Origin of the sequence: Brevibacillus nitrificans (assembly GCF_003710965.1) — a bacterium.
GTDB lineage: Bacteria > Bacillota > Bacilli > Brevibacillales > Brevibacillaceae > Brevibacillus > Brevibacillus centrosporus.
In genome coordinates this window covers 157,544-179,954 of sequence record NZ_RHHU01000017.1, presented here as the reverse complement: position 1 = coordinate 179,954, position 22,411 = coordinate 157,544, and the positions used below count along the sequence as shown (strand labels likewise).

Below are 22,411 nucleotides of genomic sequence, written 5' to 3'. Positions count from 1 at the left end.
ATGACCTCTACATTTCCCTATGATGTAGATAGCTTGTTTGAAGACCTTGGAGGTAATGAGAAACCCATGCGAAATGGTATCAAACGTGAAGATATTGAGCTGTTGGCTCCTGCCGGCAACTGGGATTGCTTGAAAGCCGCTGTTGCCAATGGAGCCAATGCCATCTTTTTTGGAGTCGAAAAGTTCAACGCCCGTGCGCGTGCCGAGAACTTCCATATGGCAGATTTGCCAGAGATTATGTCGTATTTGCACATGTATGGAGTAAAAGGGTTTTTGACCTTTAACATTCTGGTATTTGAAAACGAGCTGGAGGATGCGCGCGAGCTGATTGACGCCTGTATCCACGCCGGGGTCGACGCTGTGATCGTTCAGGACCTCGGACTCGTGAAGCTGATTCGGGAAATCTCCCCCGACTTCCCGATCCACGGATCTACCCAAATGACGATTACCTCGCCGGAAGCTGTTGAGTTCACCAAGCCGTTTGATATTGAACGCGTCGTGCTCGGCCGAGAAAACTCTTTGAAGGAGATCAAAAAAATCGGAGAAAAAGCCAAGCTGCCGATGGAGGTATTCGTCCACGGTGCTCTTTGCGTTTCCTATTCGGGCCAATGCCTGACCTCGGAAATGTGGGGCGGACGCTCAGCAAACCGCGGAGAATGTGCGCAGGCTTGCCGCCTTCCTTACGACTTGATGGTGGATGGCGTTCAAAAGGATATGGGCAACATCGCCTATGTCCTGTCCCCGAAAGATTTGGCGGCGCTCGAGCTGGTGCCTGAGCTGATCGAAGCAGGCGTTACTTCCTTTAAAATCGAAGGTCGCCTGAAATCGCCGGAGTACGTAGCAAACGTCGTCAGCAAATACCGCGCAGCGATCGACCGCTACTTTGAAGGTCGCGACATATCGCCATCCGAGACGGAGATGCGCGAGCTGCAGCAGAGCTTCTCGCGGGGCTTCACGCATGGCTTTTTGGAAGGTACGAACAACAAGCAGCTGGTAGACGGCTCCTTCCCGAAAAGCCGCGGCGTGTATCTCGGCACCGTGAAAAAATTGCTGCCTAGCGCCGTGCTCGTAGAGATTACAGCACCTGTCAAGCGCGGAGACGGCATCGTATTCGACGCTGGAGACCCGACGCAAAAAGAAGAAGGCGGACGCATCTACGACATCCTCTCCCGCAGCAAAAAGGTCGAGGGTGAAGTATCGAAAGGCCTCTACGAAATCGTGATGGGCCGAAATGACGTCAACCTCAAGCGTCTGCACGTCGGGGACCGCGTCTGGAAGACCAGCGATCCTGAGCTGGACAGACGTCTGCGCAAAACCTTTGAGACGGAAAAGCCGTACCATACCTTCCCGCTGGCTGTTCACGTGAGCGGCAAGCTCGGCGAGAAGCTGAGTGTGACGTGGGTCGACAAGCTTGCCTCTCATGCCGTTAGTATCACCTCGGAGATGAATCTGGAGCAGGCAATGAAACGCCCTCTGACTGCGGAGCTGCTGCACGATCAGCTGAGCAGACTGGGTGGCAGCATTTTCCGTCTGGAAGCAGCCGATTTGACTGTCGATTTGGACGGAGATCTGATTGTACCCGTCAGTGAACTGAACAGAATGCGCCGTGATGCCGTGGAGCAGCTCGTGTTCCTGCGCTCCAAGCCGCCAGTGTACCGCCATCAGGACGTCAACGTTTATGCGGACGTACCTGCCAAACAAGCGGTAGAAAAACCGATGCTGACGGCTCTGTGCCGTTCGCTTGCGCAGCTGGAGGCAGCCGCGCAAACCGATGTGGACTTCCTGTACGCGGACTTCGAATTCGTCAAGCAATACCCGGAGGGCGTCAAGCTGGCGCACAAATACGGCAAAAAGATCGGGATCGCCACCATGCGCATCCATATGCCGGATGAAAATGGCGTGCTCGCGCTGATCGCCAAAAGCAATCCGGATGCCATCCTGATCCGCAATACCGGCGCCCTGTACTATTACCTGTCGCGCCGTGATGAAATCCAGATCCCGCTGATCGGGGACTTCTCTCTCAACGTAGCCAACCATAAGGCAGTGGAGCTGTTCCTCGATGCCGGGCTGTCCCGCGTGACCCCGTCCTATGATTTGAACATCCAGCAGATGGTTGACTTGCTCAGCCGCTCCCAAGCTTCCGACATGGAGCTGGTCATCCATCAGCACATGCCGATGTTCCATACCGAGCACTGCGTGTACTGCACGTTCCTCAGCGAAGGGACCGACCATACGAACTGTGGTACGCCATGCGAAACGTCTCGTGTCTCGCTCAAAGACCGCGTAGGCTTCTCCCATCCGGTCCGCGTCGATACGGGCTGCAGAAACACGGTCTACAATGCAATCGACCAGTCCGGTGCCGAGTATTTGAAGGAATTCCGCTCTTTGAACGTAGGCAGCTATCGCATCGAATTCCTCGAAGAAGAGCCTGAGCGTGTGAAGGAAGTCATCAGCCTGTATCGCAAGGCCTTGCGTGGAGAAGTAAGCGGCACCCAAGTTTGGCGCACGTTGAAAGCTACCAACCAGTTGGGCGTCACGCGCGGTCAACTGACCAAATAAAGAACAACTGACGAGGGGAGATCCAAGCAATGGCTGATTTGAACCAACCGACTGTTGAAAATCTGGCTGTTCTGATTGAAGGCATCAAATCCAAACTGAATATGGCCAATACGGCTGTCATGCGCCCGGAAGATTTTGACCTCGCGCATTACGAAGATCTGCTGTATCTGTACAACATGGTGCAAAAGAAAACCGCATTCGGCATCAATGAAATGACGGCGATCGTCGAAGAGCTGGGGGCTATGCGCAAGCAAGGCTAACGCTCTTTTGCCAGTCGCTCTCCCAGTAAGCTGCATAAAAAAAGCGTCGTTCCTCCAGAGGACGGCGCTTTTTGCTTGATTTGGCACTATCGATCACGGATGAGCGGCTCTCCTACGAAGGCTGGGCTGCTCCTTTTTTCTCCCGCACTTCATCCTCTCGCTGACGCGGGTTGCGCAGGAACAGGGCCAGAATCAACGCTGCGATGGCAAAAAGGGTCGCAATCATGAAGGCGTCGTTGGTTCCCATCGCCATGCCTTGCATCGTGGCCAGTCCTACCTGAGCCTGGTCGGCTGGATTGATCTGACTCCCCCGAATGATGTCAGCGGTATGGGCAGCACTTTTGGTCGTCATGATCGTCACAAAAAGCGACGTTCCCAGTGCTCCCCCGATGGCGTTCACCGTATTGGACATCGCCGTTCCATGCGGATTCAGACGCAGCGGCAGGGCGTTCAGACCCGATGTCATGACCGGCATCATGAGCATGGACAAGCCTAGCATTCGCACCGTATAGAGCGTGATCAGATAGCCGTAGCTCGTGTACAGGCTCAGTTTCGTGAAACCAAACGTCGTGACAATCGTGATAACCAGCCCTGTAATGGCGAGATAACGCGCTCCAAACTTATCAAAGAGCCTGCCCGTAATCGGCGACATGATTCCCATCAAAATACTGCCCGGGAGCATCAGCAGCCCCGATTGGACAGGGGTAAAATGCAGGATGTTCTGCACGTAGACAGGGAGCAAAATCATCCCCGAATAGAGTGTCATATTGACCATCAGGCTGATCAGAATGGCCAGCGTATAGGCAGGTGTCTTGAAAATGCGAAACTCCAGCATCGCATGATCAATGCTCAGCTGCCTTCGGACAAACACAATCAAGCTGATACAGCCGATCAGCAGCATGAGGATGACCTCCAGACTGCCCCACCCTTTTGCTCCAGCCGTACTAAAGCCGTAGAGCAGTCCACCGAAGCCCGCTGTCGAAAAGATGACGCCCCACACATCGAGCTTGGGGTTCCCTGTTTCCGTGACATTTCTCAGTAAAAACGTTGACGCGATCAGTACGATGAGAGCGATCGGCAGCACGATAAAAAACAGCAAACGCCACGAGTAGTGCTCGACGACCCAGCCTGACAGCGTCGGACCAATCGCTGGCGCAAACACCATCGCGATTCCTACGATGCCCATGGCTGACCCTCGTTTTTCCCTAGGAAACATGTTGAAGATCACGTTTGTCATAAGCGGCATGACGATACCCGCTCCCGCCGCCTGAATCACCCGTCCGATCAGCATGACGGAAAAGGCAGGTGCCAGCCCACAGACAAGCGTACCTACGGAAAACAAGCTCATCGACGCGATAAACAGCTGCCTGGTCGTAAATTTCTCCATCAGAAAGGCAGTCGTTGGAATCAGCACACCGTTCACCAGCATGTAGATAGTGATGAGCCATTGCGCAGTCGTTGTATTTATATGAAAATCGTTCATCAGTTTGGGCAACGCCACATTCAAAAGCGTCTGATTCAGCAAAGCTGCGATTGCCCCTGCAATAATGACCCCGAGAATGGTTCCTCGACGCACCTCTGTTTTCTCCGGTTGTTTTTCGTTAACCATTGGCCTAGACTCCTTCACTAACTCGGTATAGGGATGAATCGAGTCCTGCCACGTTAGTATGTGACCCAGCGGTTCTTACCATTCGAGGAGAAAAAAACCTTCCGTCATCCGGAAGGTTTTCCAACAGGCATTCCTTACGCCTGTGCATATTTTTTTACGGCAATGACGGCATTGTGTCCACCAAAGCCAAAGGAATTAGAGATCCCAATCTGCAGTGCTGCTTTCCTCGCGACATTTGGCACATAGTCCAGATCGCAATCCGGATCAGACTCCTCCTGGTTGATCGTAGGAGGTATGAGCCCTTCCTGCAAGCTTTTTACGAGGGCTACCGCTTCCACCCCACCAGATGCGCCCAGCAAATGACCCACCATCGACTTGTTTGCGGTAACAGGAATCCGAGTGGCCGCTTCACCAAACAAACGCTTGATGGCAATGGTCTCGGAACGATCGCCAATCTCTGTACTCGTCGCATGTGCACTGATGACATCGACCTGTTCCGGCTGAATCCCTGCTTCCTGCAGTGCCCACTTCATCGCGAGATACGGCCCATACCCTTCTGGATGTGTAGCGACCATATGATAGGCATCTGAGCTCGCCCCATACCCGATGACCTCGGCATAAATGCGTGCCCCTCGACGCAATGCATGGGAGAGCGATTCGAGAATCACGACTCCGGCCCCTTCCGCCATGACAAAGCCATCCCGTTTCGCATCAAAAGGACGGCTCGCCTTTTGCGGCTCCTCATTTCTCGTGGACAGCGCCGTGGAATTGCCAAAGCCTGCGAGGGACACCTCGGTGATCGCAGCCTCTGCTCCGCCCGCGATCATGACATCTGCTCCCCCCATTTTGATCAGACGAAAGGCTTCGCCAATCGACGTATTTCCGATGGAGCATGCAGTCACGGGCGCCATCGTCGGTCCATGCGCGCCGTATTTGATACTGATCATCGCTGCCGCCATATTGGGAATCATCATCGGTGCCAGCAAAGGGCTGACACGGTCTGGACCTCTTTGCTCCAGGACGGCATGTTGCTCCAGCAGCGTCTGCACGCCCCCGATACCGGAGCCGACATAGACCCCGAGACGTTCACGGTCCACCTGCGCATTTTGCAGTCCAGCATCCTCCCAGGCCTGATCAGCGGCTGCTAGGGCAAACTGCACAAAGCGATCCATTCGTCGCACTTCCTTGCGTCCAAAACGCCCTTCCCCATCAAAATCGCGGATCAGTCCCGCAATTTTTGCTTTCTGTTTCGCTGTATCAAATGTATCAATCAACGTAATCCCTGATTTGCCTTTGGTCAAACCATTCCAAAACGGATCGACCGAATTGCCCAGTGGCGAAATAACCCCTAGTCCTGTGATAACAACTTTTTCCATGGTGATCCTCCTTGTTCTCCTGATAATCCCATCTTTGCACAGCGGTTATCCTATTACAAGTTGTTGTTTATCCTAGTATAATAGATACTACTTTAACAGAACCGGTACGAGAGATACGGAGGCATGGACGTGAACAATCAAACGAGACTGCAGGAATTATCCGCCTTTTTAAAAGCACAGCGCGCCAAAATTCTCCCCCAGTCCGTGGGTCTAAGCCCTGGTACGCGCAGGCGAACACCCGGGCTGCGCAGAGAGGAAGTCGCTCAACTGGCGGGGGTCAGCTCTACCTGGTACACCTGGCTGGAGCAGGGCCGGGACATCAAAGTATCGCCCTCTGTCCTCGATGCGGTAGCCAAAGCACTCCAGCTGACTGTCGATGAACGAAAATACTTGTACGCTCTCGCGCTGGAGACGGGAACAGGTGCGCTTTTTCGCGAAGAGCAGCAGCCGCAAATCAGTCCGGCGCTTCAACGGATTTTGAAAGAGCTGCGCTCCTGCCCGACCATCATTTCCGACCGGCGCTTGCACATCGTGGGATGGAACGAAGCAGCTGCACACGTCTTTATGGACTTCGAGCAGATCCCGTATGAGCAGCGCAACATGATCCGCATCTTGTTTACGCGAAAGGAATTCCAACGGCTGGCGGTAAACTGGGAGCATTTTATCAGCGGCTTTCTCGCGATCTTTCGGGCGTACTACGGGCAGTTTGTAGAGGACGAATGGTATGAGCGCTTTTTGCAGGAAATGCGAGAGCTTCATCCTGGCTTCCAATCGTTATGGGAGGAAAGCAGAGTGAGCAGCGCCCCGGAGGTCTTGATCGAGTTTCGCCATGCAAAAGCAGGCAAGATGACCTTTCACCTCACCTCCTTGAAGGTACAGGGAGATGTTGACCTGCGCTGCAGTATCTACACCCCTGACCCGCAATCCTCGACAGAAGCCAAGCTGAACCAGCTGATCAATGCCCAGAAATAAACAGCAAAAACAGCCTGACCGCATCGGTACAGGCTGTTGGTTTTTTCACGTAATGGCGGGTCGCGATCAGTGATTGACGATCCCGACTCGCGCTTCTGTAGACGGTTGGATGTCGGAGGTCTCGCAGCCCTCTTTCCAAAGCAGGTAGCGAATACTGTCCGCCAGCGCCTCCCAGCTCGCTTCGATGACGTTGGTAGAGACGCCGACGGTACTCCACTTCTCGCCGTTGTACGAGGACTCGATCAAGACGCGTACCTTTGCGGCCGTTGCACCGTTCTCGTCCAAGACGCGTACCTTGTAATCGGCGAGGTGCATTTTCGCAATACAGGGGAAATAGTTTTCCAGCGCTTTTCGCATCGCATTGTCCAGCGCATTGACCGGACCATTTCCATCCGCCGCGGTATGCACGGTTTCGCCATTGATGCTGAGCTTGACCGTAGCCTCCGAGGTAATGGCGCGTACAGAGGCCTTTTCCATCAAGATTTTAAAGGAATCCAGCGTAAAGAGATTCTTCATCTTACCGGCAGCTTCCAAAAGCATGAGGGTGAGCGAAGCCTCTGCCCCCTCGTATTGATAGCCCTGGAATTCACGTTCTTTGATGCTGGCAATAATCTGGCGAGCTTCCTCCCGTTCCAGGGATAGGTCGATCTCCAGCTCCTCCATTTTCGCCAGCAAATTGCTTTGTCCTGCCAGCTCCGAAACCAGTACGCGGCGGATGTTTCCGATGTTCTGAGGCTCGATGTGCTCGTACGTCTTCGGATCGCGCATCACCGCACTGACGTGGATCCCGCCTTTATGCGCAAAAGCGCTGTGCCCAACAAACGGCTGGTTATTCGGCAAGGTCATGTTGGCGATTTCCGCAACATAGCGGGACAGCTGCGTCAGCTCCTGCAGCTGCTCGCTGCTGACACATTGGTAGCCCAGCTTGAGCTGAAGATTGGGGATTACAGAAATCAGGTTGACGTTTCCACAGCGCTCGCCGATTCCGTTGATCGTACCTTGCACCTGCTGCGCGCCCGCCTGAATCGCTGCCAAAGCATTCGCAACGGCTACGCCACTATCGTTGTGCGGGTGGATGCCCAAAGGAGTACGGAGGCTCTCCTTCACGCTTTTGACGATATCGTAAATCTCAGTAGGGAGGCTTCCCCCGTTTGTATCACAGAGGACGATCCAGTCTGCTCCAGCTTCTTCAGCCGCTTCCAGCACGCGCAAGGCATAGCGCGGATTGGCTTTATAGCCGTCAAAGAAGTGCTCAGCCAAGAACAGGGTCGTCATCCCGTTTTGTTTTAAAAAAGTAACCGAATCTGCGACCATGCGCAGATTTTCTTCCAACGTTGTTTTGAGCGCATCCGTGACGTGCAAGTCCCATGATTTTCCGAATATGGCTGCTGCTTTTACTCCGCTTGCAATCAATGCCAGCAGGTTGTCGTCTTCCGCTGCTGCCACATTCGGTCTACAGGTGCTTCCAAACGCCGTTACTTTTGCGTGCGAGAGTGGAATCTCGCGAATTCGCTCGAAGAAAGCCATATCTTTTGGGTTGCTACCCGGCCAGCCGCCCTCAATAAAATCGATGCCAAATTGATCTAGCCGCAGTGCGATCTTTATCTTGTCTTCCACCGACAGGCTGATCCCTTCTCCCTGCGTACCATCTCGCAGGGTCGTATCGTACAGATACACCTTGCTCTCCATGTCTCCACCCATTTCCAAAAGTTTTCAGAATAATCTTATCTTTCGAATCTTTAGACCTTATCAAGTATACCATAGCCCAATTCTTAATAGAACTTGGGCCGATATAGGTTTTTTCTATGAACAGATAGGCACAACAATGGACGCTATCTCTCCCTTTATCATTCCGTATTCCCTCGAAAAAAACAAAAAAGGCAGGAGCGGCCGCATTTGCTTACGGCCCTGCTCATGCCTTTCTCCACCAGTTGGTTTTTGCCTTTTCCTGTTCGTCTTGCTCCAGCAAATACAGCGCATATTCAATCGGCCTGCGTACGGCCAGCCGAAAACGATCCCTCTGCCCCAGCTGTCGGAAGATGTCCCGCCCTGGCTTGGGATTCATCTCGATGATCCATATTCTCCCTGCCACATCAATCCCTAAATCAAAGCCGAACTCCATCATCTGCCCGAAATGCTCTTCGATACGCTTCAGCGTCTTGAGAGCAAGCTCCTTGCATTCGAGAATGATCCGCGCTGCTTCGTCTTCTCCAAATCTCTGTGTCAAAAAAGTGCCTGCTGGCAGAGCCGTTCCGCCCCCGTGCAGGTTGGAGGTCGACGAACGCGGTGGACCTACGCGCAATCCCATGCCCGTCAAGCGCCACGCTCCGCTGCCATCCTTCTGCGCGAGCAAGCGGGCATCTACGATCCTCTCCGGTATTAATTCAAGGGCGAGGCCCTGCTGGAGAAAAAATTGCTCGTTTCCGTTCTTTTCTCGCTCCATCCATTCTTCCATCCGCTTGCTCAAGGCTTTGGTTGTATATAGCTTCTCATTGCTCTTCGCTTGCAGCTTGGTGCGCCCATGCAGACGATATCCATCTGCCGTCCGCTCCACTCGCAGAATGCTGCGCCCTCCTGATCCGTTCGTAGGCTTGAGATACAATAGTCGATGCTGCTTTAACAGAAGGGTCAGGTTTTCACGCGAATAGGGTAAGGTCTGAGGCAGCCAGCGTTCAAGCTCCGGGTCCTGTGCGAGCACCTGATGAACCCGAAATTTATTGGTAAATCGACTATTGGCATAGCGAAACCAGTTTTGCTGACGGAATGGCGGGTAGAGGCTGTGCTTGGGAATCGGATAGTAGCGGTAGCGGTCAATGACAATGTCTGGCCAGCCATGCCACCCACTCTTCCAGCCGGATTCCCCTGGTACGTAGCCTCTGATTCTTCTCTCCGAAAAACGGACGTCCTGTGGGCCGAACAAGAACACCTCCGCGCCCAGTTCTTGTCCTTCCTTTACCAGTCTGCGCAGAAAACCAGGTTCAGCAAATCCAGTGTCTCCTCGGTAGGTCAGTATGCCAATCCGTTTTCTCACGGGTGGCATCACCCTCCTTCGTATACGACTGCCTTGTTCCCTCTCTAGCTTATGGTCAATGACAGCAAAAAGCGCCTTCCCCTCTACTAGGCGAAAGCGCATATCCGCGATAAAACTAGCCCTGATGCTTTTCTAGATAGAGCAGTGCCGTGCGTCCCAAAAGCTCGCCTGCTATCAGCATCGAATCCTCGTCGATATCAAACCGTGGATGGTGATGCGGGTATTTCGCGAGCTTGTCCGGATTGCCTGCACCGACAAACAAATAGGCACCCGGTACTTTCTCCAGGAAATAGGAGAAATCTTCCCCGCCCATCAGCGGCTTCATCGGCTCCACCCGATCCTCGCCAAAGGCTGCGAGGGCGGCTTCCCATGCGAGGGACGCTTCTTTTTCGCTATTGATCACGGCAGGATAGCCGCGTTCATACATGACTTCTGCACGGCCACCCAGCAAGGCAGCTGTGCCTTCTGCGATCTCGGTCAGGCGCTGCTGGGCAAGATCACGCACATCGGGCAAAAATGTCCGTACGGTTCCGGTGAGTCGGCAGCTGTCGGCAATGACGTTGTTGTTGTCTCCGCCGTTGAAAGTCCCAACCGTCACGACTACACTCGCCAGTGGACTGACGTTGCGGCTAGCGATCGTTTGCAAATTGCCTACCAACTGGGAGCCGATCACGATGGAATCAATCGTCTCTTCCGGTACAGCACCATGCCCGCCGCGGCCTTTAATTTCAATGACAAAATCGTCGACGTTTGCCATGATCGGTCCGCCGCTGATGAATACCTTGCCGACAGGAAGCATCGACCAGAGATGAACGCCGAAGATTGCGTCTACACCGTCTACCGCGCCATCTTCCGCCATCTGAGTAGCTCCGCCTGGTGATTCTTCCTCCGCGTGCTGGAACAAAAAGCGGATTTCCCCTGCGAACTGATCGCGGCGAGGAGCCAGAACAGTGGCGAGACCCAGCAGCTGGGAGGTATGCGCGTCATGACCACAAGCATGCATGACTCCAGGGACTGTCGATTTGTATTCCACTTCTTTTTGGTCTTGAATGGGAAGGGCATCAAAATCAGCGCGCAGAGCAACGACTGCGCCAGGGCGACTGCCTCGCAAAACGCCTACGACACCGCGTCCGCCTACTCCCGTTTTCACCTCGTCAAACTGTAATTCTCGCAAAATATCCGCAATGAGCGCGGGTGTTTTTTCTTCTTGAAACGACAGCTCCGGATGCTGATGCAGATGACGTCTCCAGCTGATGATCTGGGGCTCAACGGCCTGCAGCAGTTCTTTCAATTGCTCCTGTAAAGACATCTTCTTCTCTCCTCTGCGATTGCTCACGCTACTTTTGTCCCTATCATAGCAGAATTCTCACACAAATGGGGAAAAACGAAAAACCCTGACGCGCCAAAACGTCAGGGCTTCCTCACGACAAAAGAGGCCTCTTAGACGAGCTTAGATCCTTCAAAAAGGCGTTACGGCAATATCTGATATTCTCAAGCAATCCTCAGCAAGCAGCTGCTCATTCGGCACAACGGATACAGTCGCAGAGAATAGGACAGCACCACCCGGAGTGGACAGCGTGAACAAGATGGCATCAGACACCCCTGGCGCCGTTTCGGCAATCGTGAGCGAATAGCTCAACGTCTCTTGCACGCCCGTCGACACAAACGTTCTTACGCCTGATCCCGTAACCGTCAAACCTCTCACGATGGCAATGCCCGGCAAAGCAGTAATGCATGCAGGAGAGCTGATGGAAGTAGGAGAAAAATGGAAGCTTTGGTCGCCCGGGAGAAGGTCCGGCACGATATTGTCAAAGTAGTTGAAGGTAAAGGTACTGCTTCCTGGCTCGCAGGCTGGGCAGATGTCTGCGATGATTTGAATAGTGCCAATCGCCAGCACTTGCGAAATCCCCATCGTCACGGACACATTCGGGATCAAGGCGTTGGCCGTCGCCTGACAATCGCAGCTCGGAAGCGGATAGATCGCCGGACACTGTGGCGGAAACAGAACCATGGGACAAAGCATTCCCGGAGTGGGCGACGGCACCGGAACGTTGTTTGGACGTGGAGAGCAAAATTTTGCCAGCAGCTCCAGACGGACTTCTTGCTCGACCTGAATTTCAGCGCAAAGCTGAACGTCTACAGGCAGCATGCCCCCCAGCAGTACATTCCCAGACGACTGACACTCGACAGCAAGCGTGCGGCAGAGAATGTTGGCTTCGCCCAGCGGTTCAGGCAGGCAAAGCACTACCTCTTGTTCGAACTGCACAGCTGACGAGAACTGACATAGCGGTATGCCGTCCGCTAATACGCCGATCGGAAGCGCTGTCGAAAAGAGGAAGCGCACTACGCCGACACGGACAAAAGCCCCTCCGACCCTAATCGATTCCCTGCGCATGCCGATGATTTGACAGGACGGGGCTGGTATCGGCTGATCCAAACACGTGAAGGTGACCTGCTGTCCTGCGAGAATAGCCGCATCGACAAGCAGCCTGCACTCCCTCGGGATCTCGATTTTGCTGTGGTAGGCGCTGGCGAGAACCACCCAATCGTACACCTTTGGGACAAGGACACATTCTGCTTGCAGGTTGTTGGGAGTCACGGTCGCACCTTGCAGCCCACGAGTCTGCGTAACGAAAATATCCCCTGACGAGAGGATCGAGGGGGTATCAACTGTATTGACCGTGGTCACATAGCTGTCGGAGTCTCCGCCCGCTTCCGTCTGGTAGGCATCCGAGGACGTGGGGAAATTCGTAGAGGTAGTAACTCCAGCCACATGGGCCTCGCCGAAATCATCAATCCGTATCGGGAAGCCTTGATCGTCACCTGCTTCCCCTAGGTACGTGGAATAAACGCGTGTGCGTCCCAAAGGGTCCAAGCGTGTGACAAAAGCATCATTTGATCCTGCCAGCTCCCTCTGATACGCATTCGCTGTTGTCGGAAAGTCAGCTGAGCTCGTGATACCTGTCACGTACGGATTCCCGTTTCTGTCAACCACGATGCTCACTCCGACATCCTTTTCGGAGCCTCCTAAAAAAGTAGAGAACAGAAAGGCATTGCCATCTGGACTTAGCTTGGTCACAAATCCGTCGGTAGCTCCTCCGCCATAAGCAGTCTGTATGGCACCCGCTGTCATCGGGAAATCAGCAGAATCAGTACTCCCTGTGACATAGGCATTTCCCTCTGCGTCCACAGCAATGCTGGCCCCTGCATCGCTGCCCGAGCCCCCCAGATAGGTCGCATAAATCAGCGCACTCCCACTTCCACTGAGCTTTGCCACGTAGGCGTCCTGTTTTCCTTGCAGCGATGTTTGAGGAGCACCAGCGGTTACGGGAAAGTCATCAGAGGTGGTGATTCCCGTCAAATAGGCATTTCCAGCTGTGTCTACAAAAATCCCTTCCCCTTGGTCTGTGCCCGAGCCACCTAGATACGTCACATAAACAAGGTGACTTCCAGTCGGATCGAGCTTCATCACATAGGCATCAGAGGTTCCTTCGAGCCCTGGCTGCAAGGCACCCTGCATGTTCGGCAGATCGGCGGAGGTTGTCGTTCCGAATAGATAGAGGTTTCCCGTGTTGTCAGTCTCGAGCCTCGTTTCCAGTTCATTACCGGATCCTCCGAAATAAGTAGAATAATGAATCCCTGGGTCGATGAACAGCACCGTGTGAGGATCGTAATTTTCTCCGATCTGAAAAGAAACGGTGTACCCTTCTTCATCCTGTATCAGTACAAATGCGCTGCTCACTTCGATTTGCTGCCCCTCTTTGAGCTGGAAGCTAACCGGCTTAAAATCCGGTACTGTGCCTAATGCCGTATGAATCAACAGATCCCCATCTTCTGCAAGCGTCAGCTTCTCAGCTCCGCGATAGGTGTAGCGGAGCTGGCTGAGGTCTGCACCAGGCTGTATGGCAAACTCATACTTGAGTTGCCCGTTTGCACCACGAAACACGAGGTCCACGCCAGGCCAAAGCTGCGGATAGACAACCTCTTGAAAAATGGGAATATCAACATGCCACTCGGCGGGATCCCTGCCTTTTAGGTAGTGGATTCTGCCAGGAAGCAGCTTTTTTCCTTCCGGCTCCTGACTACGCTCGGCACCGAGAAAATGCAAATCCAGACGCACGCCGCTCTGCCCTTTTGCAGTCAAGAAAAGCATCACAGCATCCGTGGAAAAATAGGCGCCATACTCGGCCCCTCTCCATTCGTAAAGAATGTGCTCTTCCCTTTGACCGACATTGGGTACGAAGTAGTTTGCTTGCTGTTTGGGAGAAGACTCAAGGATTTCCTGTCGTTTGCTGGCTAGGCTGGACATATCCCCTATCACTCCTTTTCGCAAGTCATTTACCTGTATGTGTATGTGTTGAGAGGCGCACAAGTGTGTGGGCGAATTCTACCATCGCACCCAAACAGCTAGGGAATCGTCTCTCCTAGCGAAGGGGGAGCTTACAAAAAAAAAAGCGGGAAAAGAGCTCGTCTCATCCCGCTTTATCGAACAGCTATTCGCTTGTCTTTACCGTTTTTTGTCGTAAACATAGAACGCATGTGGATAGCGATTCTTTTCGTCAACGACTCCCTCGCGCTTCTCGACCAAGGTGTACGCATCCCGATCCCAGTCCGGAAAAAACGTATCTCCCTCTGTCTCCAGGTCGATTTCCGTGATGTACAGCCTGTCCACCACATCGAGAAACTGCTTGTAGATCTCGGAGCCGCCAAAAATGATCACATCGCCTAGGGCCTCCACTTCTTCTTTCGTATGAACGACATCTACGCCTTCCGGATGAAACTCCTGATTGCGCGTCAGCACGACATTTCTCCGATTCGGGAGCGGTCTTCCCAGCGACTCAAACGTTTTTCGCCCCATCACGATCGTCTTGCCCGTCGTCAGTTCCTTCACATGCTTCAGGTCAGCTGGCAAATGCCACGGCATGACGCCGTCCTTACCGATCACCTGGCCACGCGCATACGCCACGATCAGACTGATCATACCGCCACCTCGCCTTTGATGTGCGGATGAGATTCGTATCCGATGACTTCGATATCCTCATACTTGAAATCAAAGATGGACGTTACGTCTGGATTCAGCTTCAGCTTTGGCAGCGGCTTCGGCTCGCGTGTCAGCTGCAGCTTGACCTGCTCTACATGGTTGAGGTACAGATGCGCGTCACCCAGTGTATGCACGAAATCACCTGGCTCAAGACCTGTCACATGTGCGATCATGTGGGTTAGCAAAGCGTAGCTCGCGATGTTAAACGGCACGCCCAAAAACGTGTCGCCACTGCGTTGATAGAGCTGGCATGACAGCTTGCCATTGGCTACGTAAAATTGGAAGAGAAGATGGCACGGAGGAAGAGCCATCTTGTCCACCTCTGCCGGATTCCAAGCGCTCACGATCAGACGGCGCGAGTCCGGATTGCGTTTGATTTCATCGATGACCCACTGGATTTGGTCGACTGTTTTTCCATCAGCACCTGCAAACGAGCGCCATTGCTTGCCGTAGACAGGCCCCAGATCCCCGTTTTCATCAGCCCACTCGTTCCAGATCCGCACGCCGTTTTCTTGCAGGTAGCGGATGTTCGTATCCCCGGACAAAAACCAGATTAGCTCATGAAAAATGGATTTGGTATGCAGCTTCTTCGTCGTCACCAGCGGAAAGCCCTCACTCAAATCAAAGCGCATCTGATGTCCGAATACGCTGATCGTCCCCGTCCCCGTCCGGTCTTCCTTGGTGACACCTTCATCTAATATGCGCTGGCACAAGTCCAGATATTGTTTCATCTTGATCGCTCCTTTCATTCCTATCTATACTAAACGATCCGGGAGCAAATTATCTAGACTAAACTAAACGAGTGCCTATATGAAAGCAGGGAAAACAAAACCGTATTTTCCCAGCATGCTATAATACGTAGGAACAAGAAAAAGAAAGCGGGATCAATTCATGGATGGGACTGCAAAATCAAAAGCCAAACCCAAAGATAAACCCCGATACAAGCAAATAGCCGAGCAAATCGAGCAGCGGATCGCTGGCGGTGAATTTCCGCCAGGCAGCTACCTGCCTTCCGAGCGTACGCTGGCAAACGAGCTCCACGTCAACCGCTCCACGATCGTAGCTGCCTACGACGAGCTGCAGGCTGCAGGCGTCATCGAGCGAAAGCAAGGCAGCGGCACGATGGTGAGCGAAGATATCTGGGGCCTGGCCCGCACGCGTGTACCCAACTGGCGACATTTAACGGAGTCCGGTTCTTTTCGCCCGAATCTCCCTCTCATCCGAAAAATCAGGAGGGAAACGACGCAGGAAAACGAGCTGATTGACCTAGCCAGCGGAGAGCTGTCTTTCGATCTGGTCCCCGCGAACTCCTTGCAGCAGCTACTCACCTCGGGAGACTTCCCTTCCCATCTGGGCTATGAGCATCCACTCGGCAACGGTCCACTCCGGGAAACGTTGCGCGCACATATGAAAACGTGGCGCAGCATTGATACGACGCCTTCTTCTATTCTCATTACCTCAGGAGCGCAGCAAGCCCTTCACCTCGTCGTACAGTGTCTGCTCAAGCCGGGTGATGCCGTTGCAATCGAGTCCCCATCGTACTGCAACTCGCTTCCGCTCTTTCATTCGGCTGGCCTTCGTACGTTTTCGCTTCCCGTCGATGCGGATGGCATCGATCCCGAACAGCTGATAGAGCTGCATCGGACACATCGCATCAAAATGGTCTTCGTCAACCCAAACTACCATAATCCAACGGGAACGTTTCTCTCCTATGAACGCAGGGAACGACTGCTCGCCATCTCAGCCGAAAACGGCATCCCGATCATCGAGGATGATCCTTACAGCCTGATCTCCTTTTCCGGAGAGCCTGTCCGTACGTTAAAATCCATGGATCGGCATGGGACGGTTCTGTACATCAGCTCGTTGACCAAAATCGTAGCCTCTGGCCTGCGGATCGGTTGGATTGTCGGGCCCCAGACCGTGATTGAGCGATTGGCGGATGCCAAGCAGCAGTTTGATTTTGGTCATAGCATCTTTCCCGAGTGGCTGGCGGAACGCTTTCTCGCCTCCCCCGATTTCGCACATCACATCGAGCAGCTACGCTCGCAGCTTGCCTTTCGCTGTGATCAGCTCGCTTTTCATTTGCTCGACACATTTGGAGAACTTATCGAGATGCGTCCGCCAGAGGGGGGCATTCATCTCTGGTGTCGTCTGCTTGGCGACTTCAGTGAGCAGCGCCTTTTGTCAGAGGCTGTGAAACGTGGACTGGTATTCGTACCGGGTCACTTGTTTGGGTCTTCCCCCGGATTTGTCCGCTTCACCTTTGGGCGTGCCCGTCTGGAGCAAATCCCGGAAGCTGTCGTGCGATTTGCTGACGCCTTGACCGCAAGTGGATGGGTAAAAAAATAACAAAGTGGATGGCCACATTTTAAGCGGGTCATTATATGATCGACGTAAGCCAGACGGAGAGGAAGGTACTGCTCATGCCCATTTTTCCCTTTATCATAGCGGTTTTCATTCTGGTCAGCATCGCCTTGGTCCTCACGTTCAGGATTGGGCTCAATCCCGCAGAGAGCAAACAGCGGAGCTTTGCTCATCGCTCGCGAAACCTGCTGATTATTTATGGCGTCATTACATTTTGTCTGATTATCGCCCTATCCATTTTCCTGTATCTGCGATGATCACATCCAAAGAAACGCAACAAAGACGCCGTCGGATCTTCTCCAGAAAATCTGACGGCGTCCACATTATCGTTATAAAAATCCTCGAATTTCCTTTTAAACGCCTCGACGCTCTACGTTTGCAGCCTGCAGTCCGCGCTGTCCATTCACAATTTCAAATGTAACCTGCTCGCCCTCTTCCAGGTTGCGGTAGCCAGAGCCCGTAATCGCCGAGTAATGAACGAAAACATCTGGCCCTCCGTCTCTCTCAATGAAACCGTATCCTTTTTCCTTGCTGAACCATTTTACTTTCCCTTGAATCATTGTGTTTCCTCCCTGTAATCAGTGCAGCTCTTACGCTTACCCCATCATATGCGGATGCACAGAAAGGTGAGATACGATAAAATAAATAAAGTGTGCAGATGAACAAACAGCAGGAAGGAAGTGAACCTCCCATGCGTAATGCAGTGATCTTGGGTTGTGCGCTGCTTCTCACAGCTTGCTCGGAAATTTCCGAAGGGGTGCAAACCGCCCAGCAGGCCGTAGAAACAGGCAAACAAGCGATTGAAGTGGGAAAGCAAGCTGTAGAGGCAGGCAAACAGTTGGCTGAGTCTGAAATTGCCCAACAGTTGAAGACCTATCTCCAGCAAAAATACGAATCCTCTGAGGCTTTGCGAAATGCGATGTTCAGCGGGGACGGGCAGCTTGTGGCAGACGAATTGAAACAAACAGAGCTGGCTAACTTCAGCTTTTACAAGTCGGATTTGTTTGGCGTGGAATACGCCGGGCAGCTGACTGGAGACGGCACGTTCAAGGTACTCAAGCACGATTTGAACAATCCAAGTGCTGAGCCTGTTGTGGTAAAGGAATTCAAGGTATCCTTGGACAGCGCTGGTCAAATCCAAGTGCAATAAAATCAGTCTGGAAGAATCACGAAAAGCTTGCGGCTTCTTGCTGCAGGCTTTTTTTCGTATAAGTAAAAAAATTTATTGTCACTATTATTATTTTTCACATTTTGTTATAGATATTTATATATGCGCATGTTATTGTTTAATACGTTAATATTATTTTCAAAAATATTAAACACAACAAGAGGTGCTTCAATGAACATGCTGCTCGTTTCCATCATTGTGTACATGGCAGGCATGCTGCTGATCGGGTACTATGCCTACAAACGTACCTCCAATCTGAGCGACTACATGTTGGGAGGACGAACGCTGGGTCCTGCTGTAACCGCTTTAAGTGCTGGCGCTTCAGACATGAGCGGCTGGCTGATGATGGGGTTGCCTGGGGCCATGTACGCCCAGGGACTTAGTGCTTCATGGATTGCCATTGGTCTTACACTGGGTGCTTATGCAAACTGGCTTTACGTCGCCCCTCGCCTTCGCACATACACGGAGGTCGCCAACAACTCGATTACCATTCCTTCCTTTTTGGAAAACCGCTTTGGCGACGGTTCCCGCATGCTGCGTCTCGTATCCGCTTTGGTTATTATGATCTTTTTTACCTTCTACGTTTCTTCTGGACTTGTATCAGGCGGTGTGCTGTTTGAAAATACCTTCCACTTAAGCTATACCAGCGGCTTGTGGATCGTAGGCTTGGTTACTATCGCGTACACCTTGTTTGGCGGGTTCCTCGCCGTTAGCTGGACCGATGCCGTCCAAGGCCTGATCATGGTCATTGCCCTCATCCTGGTACCGCTGGTGACAGTCCTGACCTCTGGCGGCCTGGAATCGACGTTTACGGAGATTCATCGGATCGATCCTTCCCTCTTGGACATTTTCAAAGGGACAAGTGTTCTCGGTATCGTTTCCTTGTTTGCCTGGGGACTTGGTTACTTTGGGCAGCCACACATCATCGTTCGCTTTATGGCGATCACTTCTACCAAGGAAATCAAAAAAGCACGCAGTATCGGTATGGGGTGGATGCTATTTTCTGTGGCAGGTGCGATGCTGACTGGACTTTTCGGGATCGCGCTGTACTCCAAGCAGGGCTGGACGCTTCCTGACCCGGAGACGATCTTCATCCAGCTGGGAACGATCCTGTTTCACCCGATCATTACCGGCTTCCTGCTGGCTGCGATTTTGGCAGCGATCATGAGCACGATTTCCTCGCAGCTGCTTGTGACGTCCAGCTCCCTGACGGAAGATATTTATAAGACGTTCTTCAAACGCTCTGCGACAGACAAAGAGCTCGTGACTGTAGGCCGCCTTTCCGTTCTGCTTGTCGCTGTCATCGCTTTCTTGCTGGCTCTGGACAAGAACGACACGATTCTGGATCTCGTCGGTTACGCATGGGCTGGCTTCGGTGCCTCTTTTGGTCCTGTCATTCTGCTATCTCTCTATTGGAAGCGCATGAACAAATGGGGAGCTTTGGCGGGAATGGTTGCAGGGGCACTGACCGTCATTGTCTGGACACGTTTTGATGTGCTGAAAGACTTCCTGTACGAAATGGTTCCCGGCTTCGCTATCAGCCTGCTTGTGATTGTGATCGTCAGCAACATGACGAGTAAGCCGTCCAAGGAAGTTGAATCGCAATTTGACAAGTATCAGCAAGCCAATAACTAAACCCAATAGCGCCCCGTCTTTTCCGAAAAAGGATGAGACGGGGCCTTTTCGATTATTGACAGGGTTGTGAAAAATGACTAGAATGTAGCAGTTGTTAAAATGCTGCTCCTAGGAGACACGTAATAATTGGGGTTGAATCCTTTCTAATGAATGTAAAAACAGTCTTTATTTGTTTCTATCTCATGTTCGTTTACTGGCTTTCCTTGCAAATTTCTTTCTTGGACACGTTATTTTTCCCTGCATTAGGGGCCTTTTGTTTTCTATTCGTCTCGCGTTCCTTCCGTATCTCGGAAATAAGTAAAATTACTTTGGGGGCAACTGTTTCGTCCGTGATCGGGACTCTGTTTTTTTTCGTTTACCCAAGCCCCATCTCGTTATTTGTAAACGTACTCCTCACGATCTGGATGATTAATCGGTTTAAGTGGAATGCACCCCCGATCGTTGCCGTCTCCCTCATACCGTTCTTCTCACAATCCAGCCATCATTGGTTTATACCGCTATCCGTTTGTGCAGTCATGCTTGGTGTCATGCTTGTCCTCCTCATAGCGGAGCGCGTAGAAAGTAAGTGGTCTGTTCTATCTTCCTTCCTGGTGAGAAACAAGGTAGCCTCGGATGCCGAGAAGCTGGATATCGCAGGGTAAGCCATCACAGAAAACAACACAAAAAAAGCCAACATTCGGTTGGCTTTTTTTCTTGTTAATCCGGCTTTATTTTTTGCTGATAGCAATCTCTGTGTCCAAATCTTCCCCATCGATCTTGGAAGTCAGGGTCACGACATCGCCATCCACGTCAATCGAATAGGCCGAATCGATTTCGTCGTTATCTTGGAGAGCGTCAGCGATCTTGTCTGCGATTTCCTCGGCAGAATCGTTGTCATCCACATCGATTTCTACCTTCTCATCGATGTTGTCATCTTCAATCGCAATCACATACGTCTGGTCGGAGGTTGCATCCGACTTCACAGTAATTTTCCACGTTTCTTCATCAGAATCGCCCAAAGAGCCTTTCGCTTCCGTACTGTTCAGACCAAGCTCGTTTAAAGCGCTTCCGCTAAACTTGATGCTAGGTACTTCATCTGTCGGGCTATTGTCGGTTTCGAAAACAAAATGGTTGTTCTCAAAGGAAACCTTCACGCGATCATCGTCTCCCAATGCGTCCCCAATTGCCTCTTCCAACGCTTCGGCAACCTCATCGCCATCGTCTTGCGTGCCGTCGATGTCATCCAGATCGATCGATTTTGCACGATCTCCATTCAAGGAGATAGAAAGCGTTTCGCCTGTCAGATCAGGTGTGGTGTCACTCACTCGGGAGCCTGTTTTCACTGCTTCCTCGAAGTCATCACCATCGTTGCCATCCGAAACCTTTTCGACTTTGAAATCTACATCGTCCTCGTCATCGCTTGTTGTATAGGCATAGATCGTGGTGATCTCGTCATCCTTTACAATCGCATCGATTATCATGCCTTTGGACAGCTTGCTCAGGCTCGACGCTTTCCCATTGAGCTTCACCACTACATCGTCCGCAATTTCATAGGTTTTGGAACCGATTTTCAGCTCTTCCTCGTCTTCATCGATAACCGCGATCGTTCCTTTTACGTGGTTGCCGGATTCAACCGATCCGAACTTGCCGAGCAAACGGTTTACAAATACCGCCATTTCCGCACGGGTAACGGGTTTGTTTGGCTTGAACGTTTTGTCCTCATAGCCTGCTACAAGCGATTGCAGCAATGCGTACGACAAATATTCCCTTTCTTCATCGGTGAGATTTGCGATATCCCCGAAGAACAGGTTGTCCTCATCTACTTCATCCATATCGACGTCGAGTGCGTTTACCAGCAGCTTGATCACGAACAGACGGGTAGCCGGTTTGTTCGGATCAAAGTCTTTCGAATCTACGATGTGATTGATCAGGGCCAGCTTGACAGTCGTCTGCGCCCAGTCTGGGACATCGTAGCCTTTATAATCGCCATTTGTCATCAGTTCTTTGTTTTGTGTCAGCAAATTAATGACCATCGTCAAAGCCTCTAGCTGCGTAACAGGCTTGTTCGGACGGAAGGTATGATCGGGATAGCCTTTGATGATGGAGCGCTCGACCATGTTTTTGACCATGTCCTCTGCCCAGTGCTTTTGCAAATCGGAAAAGCGATAAGCCGTTGGATAGGAATTACCAGGTTTGAAGTTGTTTTGTGGGAAGCTGATTTTTTGCGAGTTCCCTTTTTGGGAATTGCCATTGCCCTTGTTATGACCGTTTCCGTTTCCGTTACCATTACCTTGAGCATTCGCTGCTGCAGCAAAGGAAACGCTTAACGTCCCCGCCAAGATCGCTGGCAAGATTTTGTGCTTCCATTTTTTCATGGGTAGTTCCTCCTCGGTCCCTGATAAAAATTTTTATCTGAA

The 22,411-nt window shown here is 52.1% G+C and carries 18 protein-coding genes; 8 read left to right on the top strand and 10 right to left on the bottom strand.

The genetic code is table 11. The annotated features are described in order from the left end of the window. The first annotated feature begins 66 nt into the window (after window positions 1-66). On the top strand, window positions 67-2,559 hold the full coding sequence (locus EDM59_RS24085) for a U32 family peptidase (protein ID WP_122925937.1): 2,493 nt from the start codon (window positions 67-69) through the stop codon (window positions 2,557-2,559). Window positions 2,560-2,588: 29 nt separating this feature from the next. Beyond that, the gene (locus EDM59_RS24080) at window positions 2,589-2,819 is read left to right on the top strand and encodes a DUF1128 domain-containing protein (RefSeq protein WP_092268467.1); all 231 of its coding nucleotides are present in this window, start codon (window positions 2,589-2,591) and stop codon (window positions 2,817-2,819) included. Between the two features lie 112 nt (window positions 2,820-2,931). Here the strand turns inward: EDM59_RS24080 and EDM59_RS24075 are convergent, their stop codons facing one another. Both EDM59_RS24075 and fabF read right to left on the bottom strand, forming a co-directional pair. Beyond that, entirely contained in the window at window positions 2,932-4,428 is a 1,497-nt protein-coding gene (locus EDM59_RS24075) for a DHA2 family efflux MFS transporter permease subunit (protein WP_122925936.1), read from the bottom strand. Window positions 4,429-4,562: 134 nt separating this feature from the next. Then, window positions 4,563-5,804 (bottom strand): beta-ketoacyl-ACP synthase II, encoded by a 1,242-nt coding sequence (gene fabF / locus EDM59_RS24070; RefSeq protein ID WP_122925935.1) that lies wholly within the window; start codon window positions 5,802-5,804, stop codon window positions 4,563-4,565. A 129-nt stretch (window positions 5,805-5,933) separates the two neighbouring features. Here fabF and EDM59_RS24065 point away from each other — a divergent pair, with 129 nt between their 5' ends. Continuing rightward, window positions 5,934-6,776 (top strand): helix-turn-helix transcriptional regulator, encoded by an 843-nt coding sequence (locus tag EDM59_RS24065; RefSeq protein ID WP_122926240.1) that lies wholly within the window; start codon window positions 5,934-5,936, stop codon window positions 6,774-6,776. Between the two features lie 66 nt (window positions 6,777-6,842). Here EDM59_RS24065 and cimA read toward each other — a convergent pair whose 3' ends face one another. The 6 genes from cimA to EDM59_RS24035 all read right to left on the bottom strand — a co-directional run bounded on the left by cimA (window position 6,843) and on the right by EDM59_RS24035 (window position 15,579). Further along, window positions 6,843-8,465 carry a citramalate synthase gene (gene cimA, locus EDM59_RS24060; protein WP_122925934.1) on the bottom strand — a complete coding sequence of 541 codons (1,623 nt, stop codon included), beginning with the start codon at window positions 8,463-8,465 and terminating at the stop codon, window positions 6,843-6,845. A gap of 223 nt (window positions 8,466-8,688) precedes the next feature. Further along, window positions 8,689-9,807 (bottom strand): YheC/YheD family endospore coat-associated protein, encoded by a 1,119-nt coding sequence (locus tag EDM59_RS24055; protein ID WP_122925933.1) that lies wholly within the window; start codon window positions 9,805-9,807, stop codon window positions 8,689-8,691. Between the two features lie 115 nt (window positions 9,808-9,922). After that, window positions 9,923-11,116, bottom strand: a complete 1,194-nt coding sequence (locus tag EDM59_RS24050) for a M20 metallopeptidase family protein (protein ID WP_122925932.1) — start codon at window positions 11,114-11,116, stop codon at window positions 9,923-9,925. A 150-nt stretch (window positions 11,117-11,266) separates the two neighbouring features. Then, complete coding sequence (locus EDM59_RS24045; protein ID WP_122925931.1) at window positions 11,267-14,116, bottom strand: BMQ_0737 family morphogenetic spore coat protein; 2,850 nt, start codon at window positions 14,114-14,116, stop codon at window positions 11,267-11,269. A 198-nt stretch (window positions 14,117-14,314) separates the two neighbouring features. After that, a complete protein-coding gene (locus tag EDM59_RS24040; protein ID WP_122925930.1) occupies window positions 14,315-14,788 on the bottom strand; it encodes a dihydrofolate reductase in 474 nt (157 codons plus the stop codon). Then, a complete protein-coding gene (locus tag EDM59_RS24035; RefSeq protein ID WP_122925929.1) occupies window positions 14,785-15,579 on the bottom strand; it encodes a thymidylate synthase in 795 nt (264 codons plus the stop codon). Before EDM59_RS24035 ends, EDM59_RS24040 begins: the two co-directional genes overlap by 4 nt. A 160-nt stretch (window positions 15,580-15,739) precedes the next feature. Between EDM59_RS24035 and pdxR the strand changes: the two genes are divergently transcribed. Both pdxR and EDM59_RS24025 read left to right on the top strand, forming a co-directional pair. Continuing rightward, complete coding sequence (gene pdxR / locus EDM59_RS24030) at window positions 15,740-17,197, top strand: MocR-like pyridoxine biosynthesis transcription factor PdxR (protein ID WP_122925928.1); 1,458 nt, start codon at window positions 15,740-15,742, stop codon at window positions 17,195-17,197. Window positions 17,198-17,232: 35 nt separating this feature from the next. After that, window positions 17,233-17,469, top strand: coding sequence for a hypothetical protein (locus EDM59_RS24025; RefSeq protein WP_246011216.1), 237 nt, complete (start codon window positions 17,233-17,235; stop codon window positions 17,467-17,469). A 96-nt stretch (window positions 17,470-17,565) separates the two neighbouring features. Here the strand turns inward: EDM59_RS24025 and EDM59_RS24020 are convergent, their stop codons facing one another. Beyond that, on the bottom strand, window positions 17,566-17,772 hold the full coding sequence (locus EDM59_RS24020) for a cold-shock protein (protein ID WP_092274690.1): 207 nt from the start codon (window positions 17,770-17,772) through the stop codon (window positions 17,566-17,568). 131 nt (window positions 17,773-17,903) lie between these two features. On the opposite strand from EDM59_RS24020, the gene EDM59_RS24015 reads away from it, so the two are divergent. From EDM59_RS24015 to EDM59_RS31805, 3 genes are all read left to right on the top strand, one after another. Then, on the top strand, window positions 17,904-18,362 hold the full coding sequence (locus tag EDM59_RS24015) for a hypothetical protein (RefSeq protein ID WP_122925927.1): 459 nt from the start codon (window positions 17,904-17,906) through the stop codon (window positions 18,360-18,362). Window positions 18,363-18,557: 195 nt separating this feature from the next. After that, window positions 18,558-20,015 (top strand): sodium/proline symporter PutP, encoded by a 1,458-nt coding sequence (putP, locus tag EDM59_RS24010; protein WP_122926239.1) that lies wholly within the window; start codon window positions 18,558-18,560, stop codon window positions 20,013-20,015. Window positions 20,016-20,344: 329 nt separating this feature from the next. After that, a complete protein-coding gene (locus EDM59_RS31805) occupies window positions 20,345-20,656 on the top strand; it encodes a hypothetical protein (protein ID WP_425456025.1) in 312 nt (103 codons plus the stop codon). A 66-nt stretch (window positions 20,657-20,722) separates the two neighbouring features. Here EDM59_RS31805 and EDM59_RS24000 read toward each other — a convergent pair whose 3' ends face one another. Next, the gene (locus tag EDM59_RS24000) at window positions 20,723-22,369 is read right to left on the bottom strand and encodes an S-layer homology domain-containing protein (protein WP_122925925.1); all 1,647 of its coding nucleotides are present in this window, start codon (window positions 22,367-22,369) and stop codon (window positions 20,723-20,725) included. Between the last annotated feature and the right edge of the window lie 42 nt (window positions 22,370-22,411).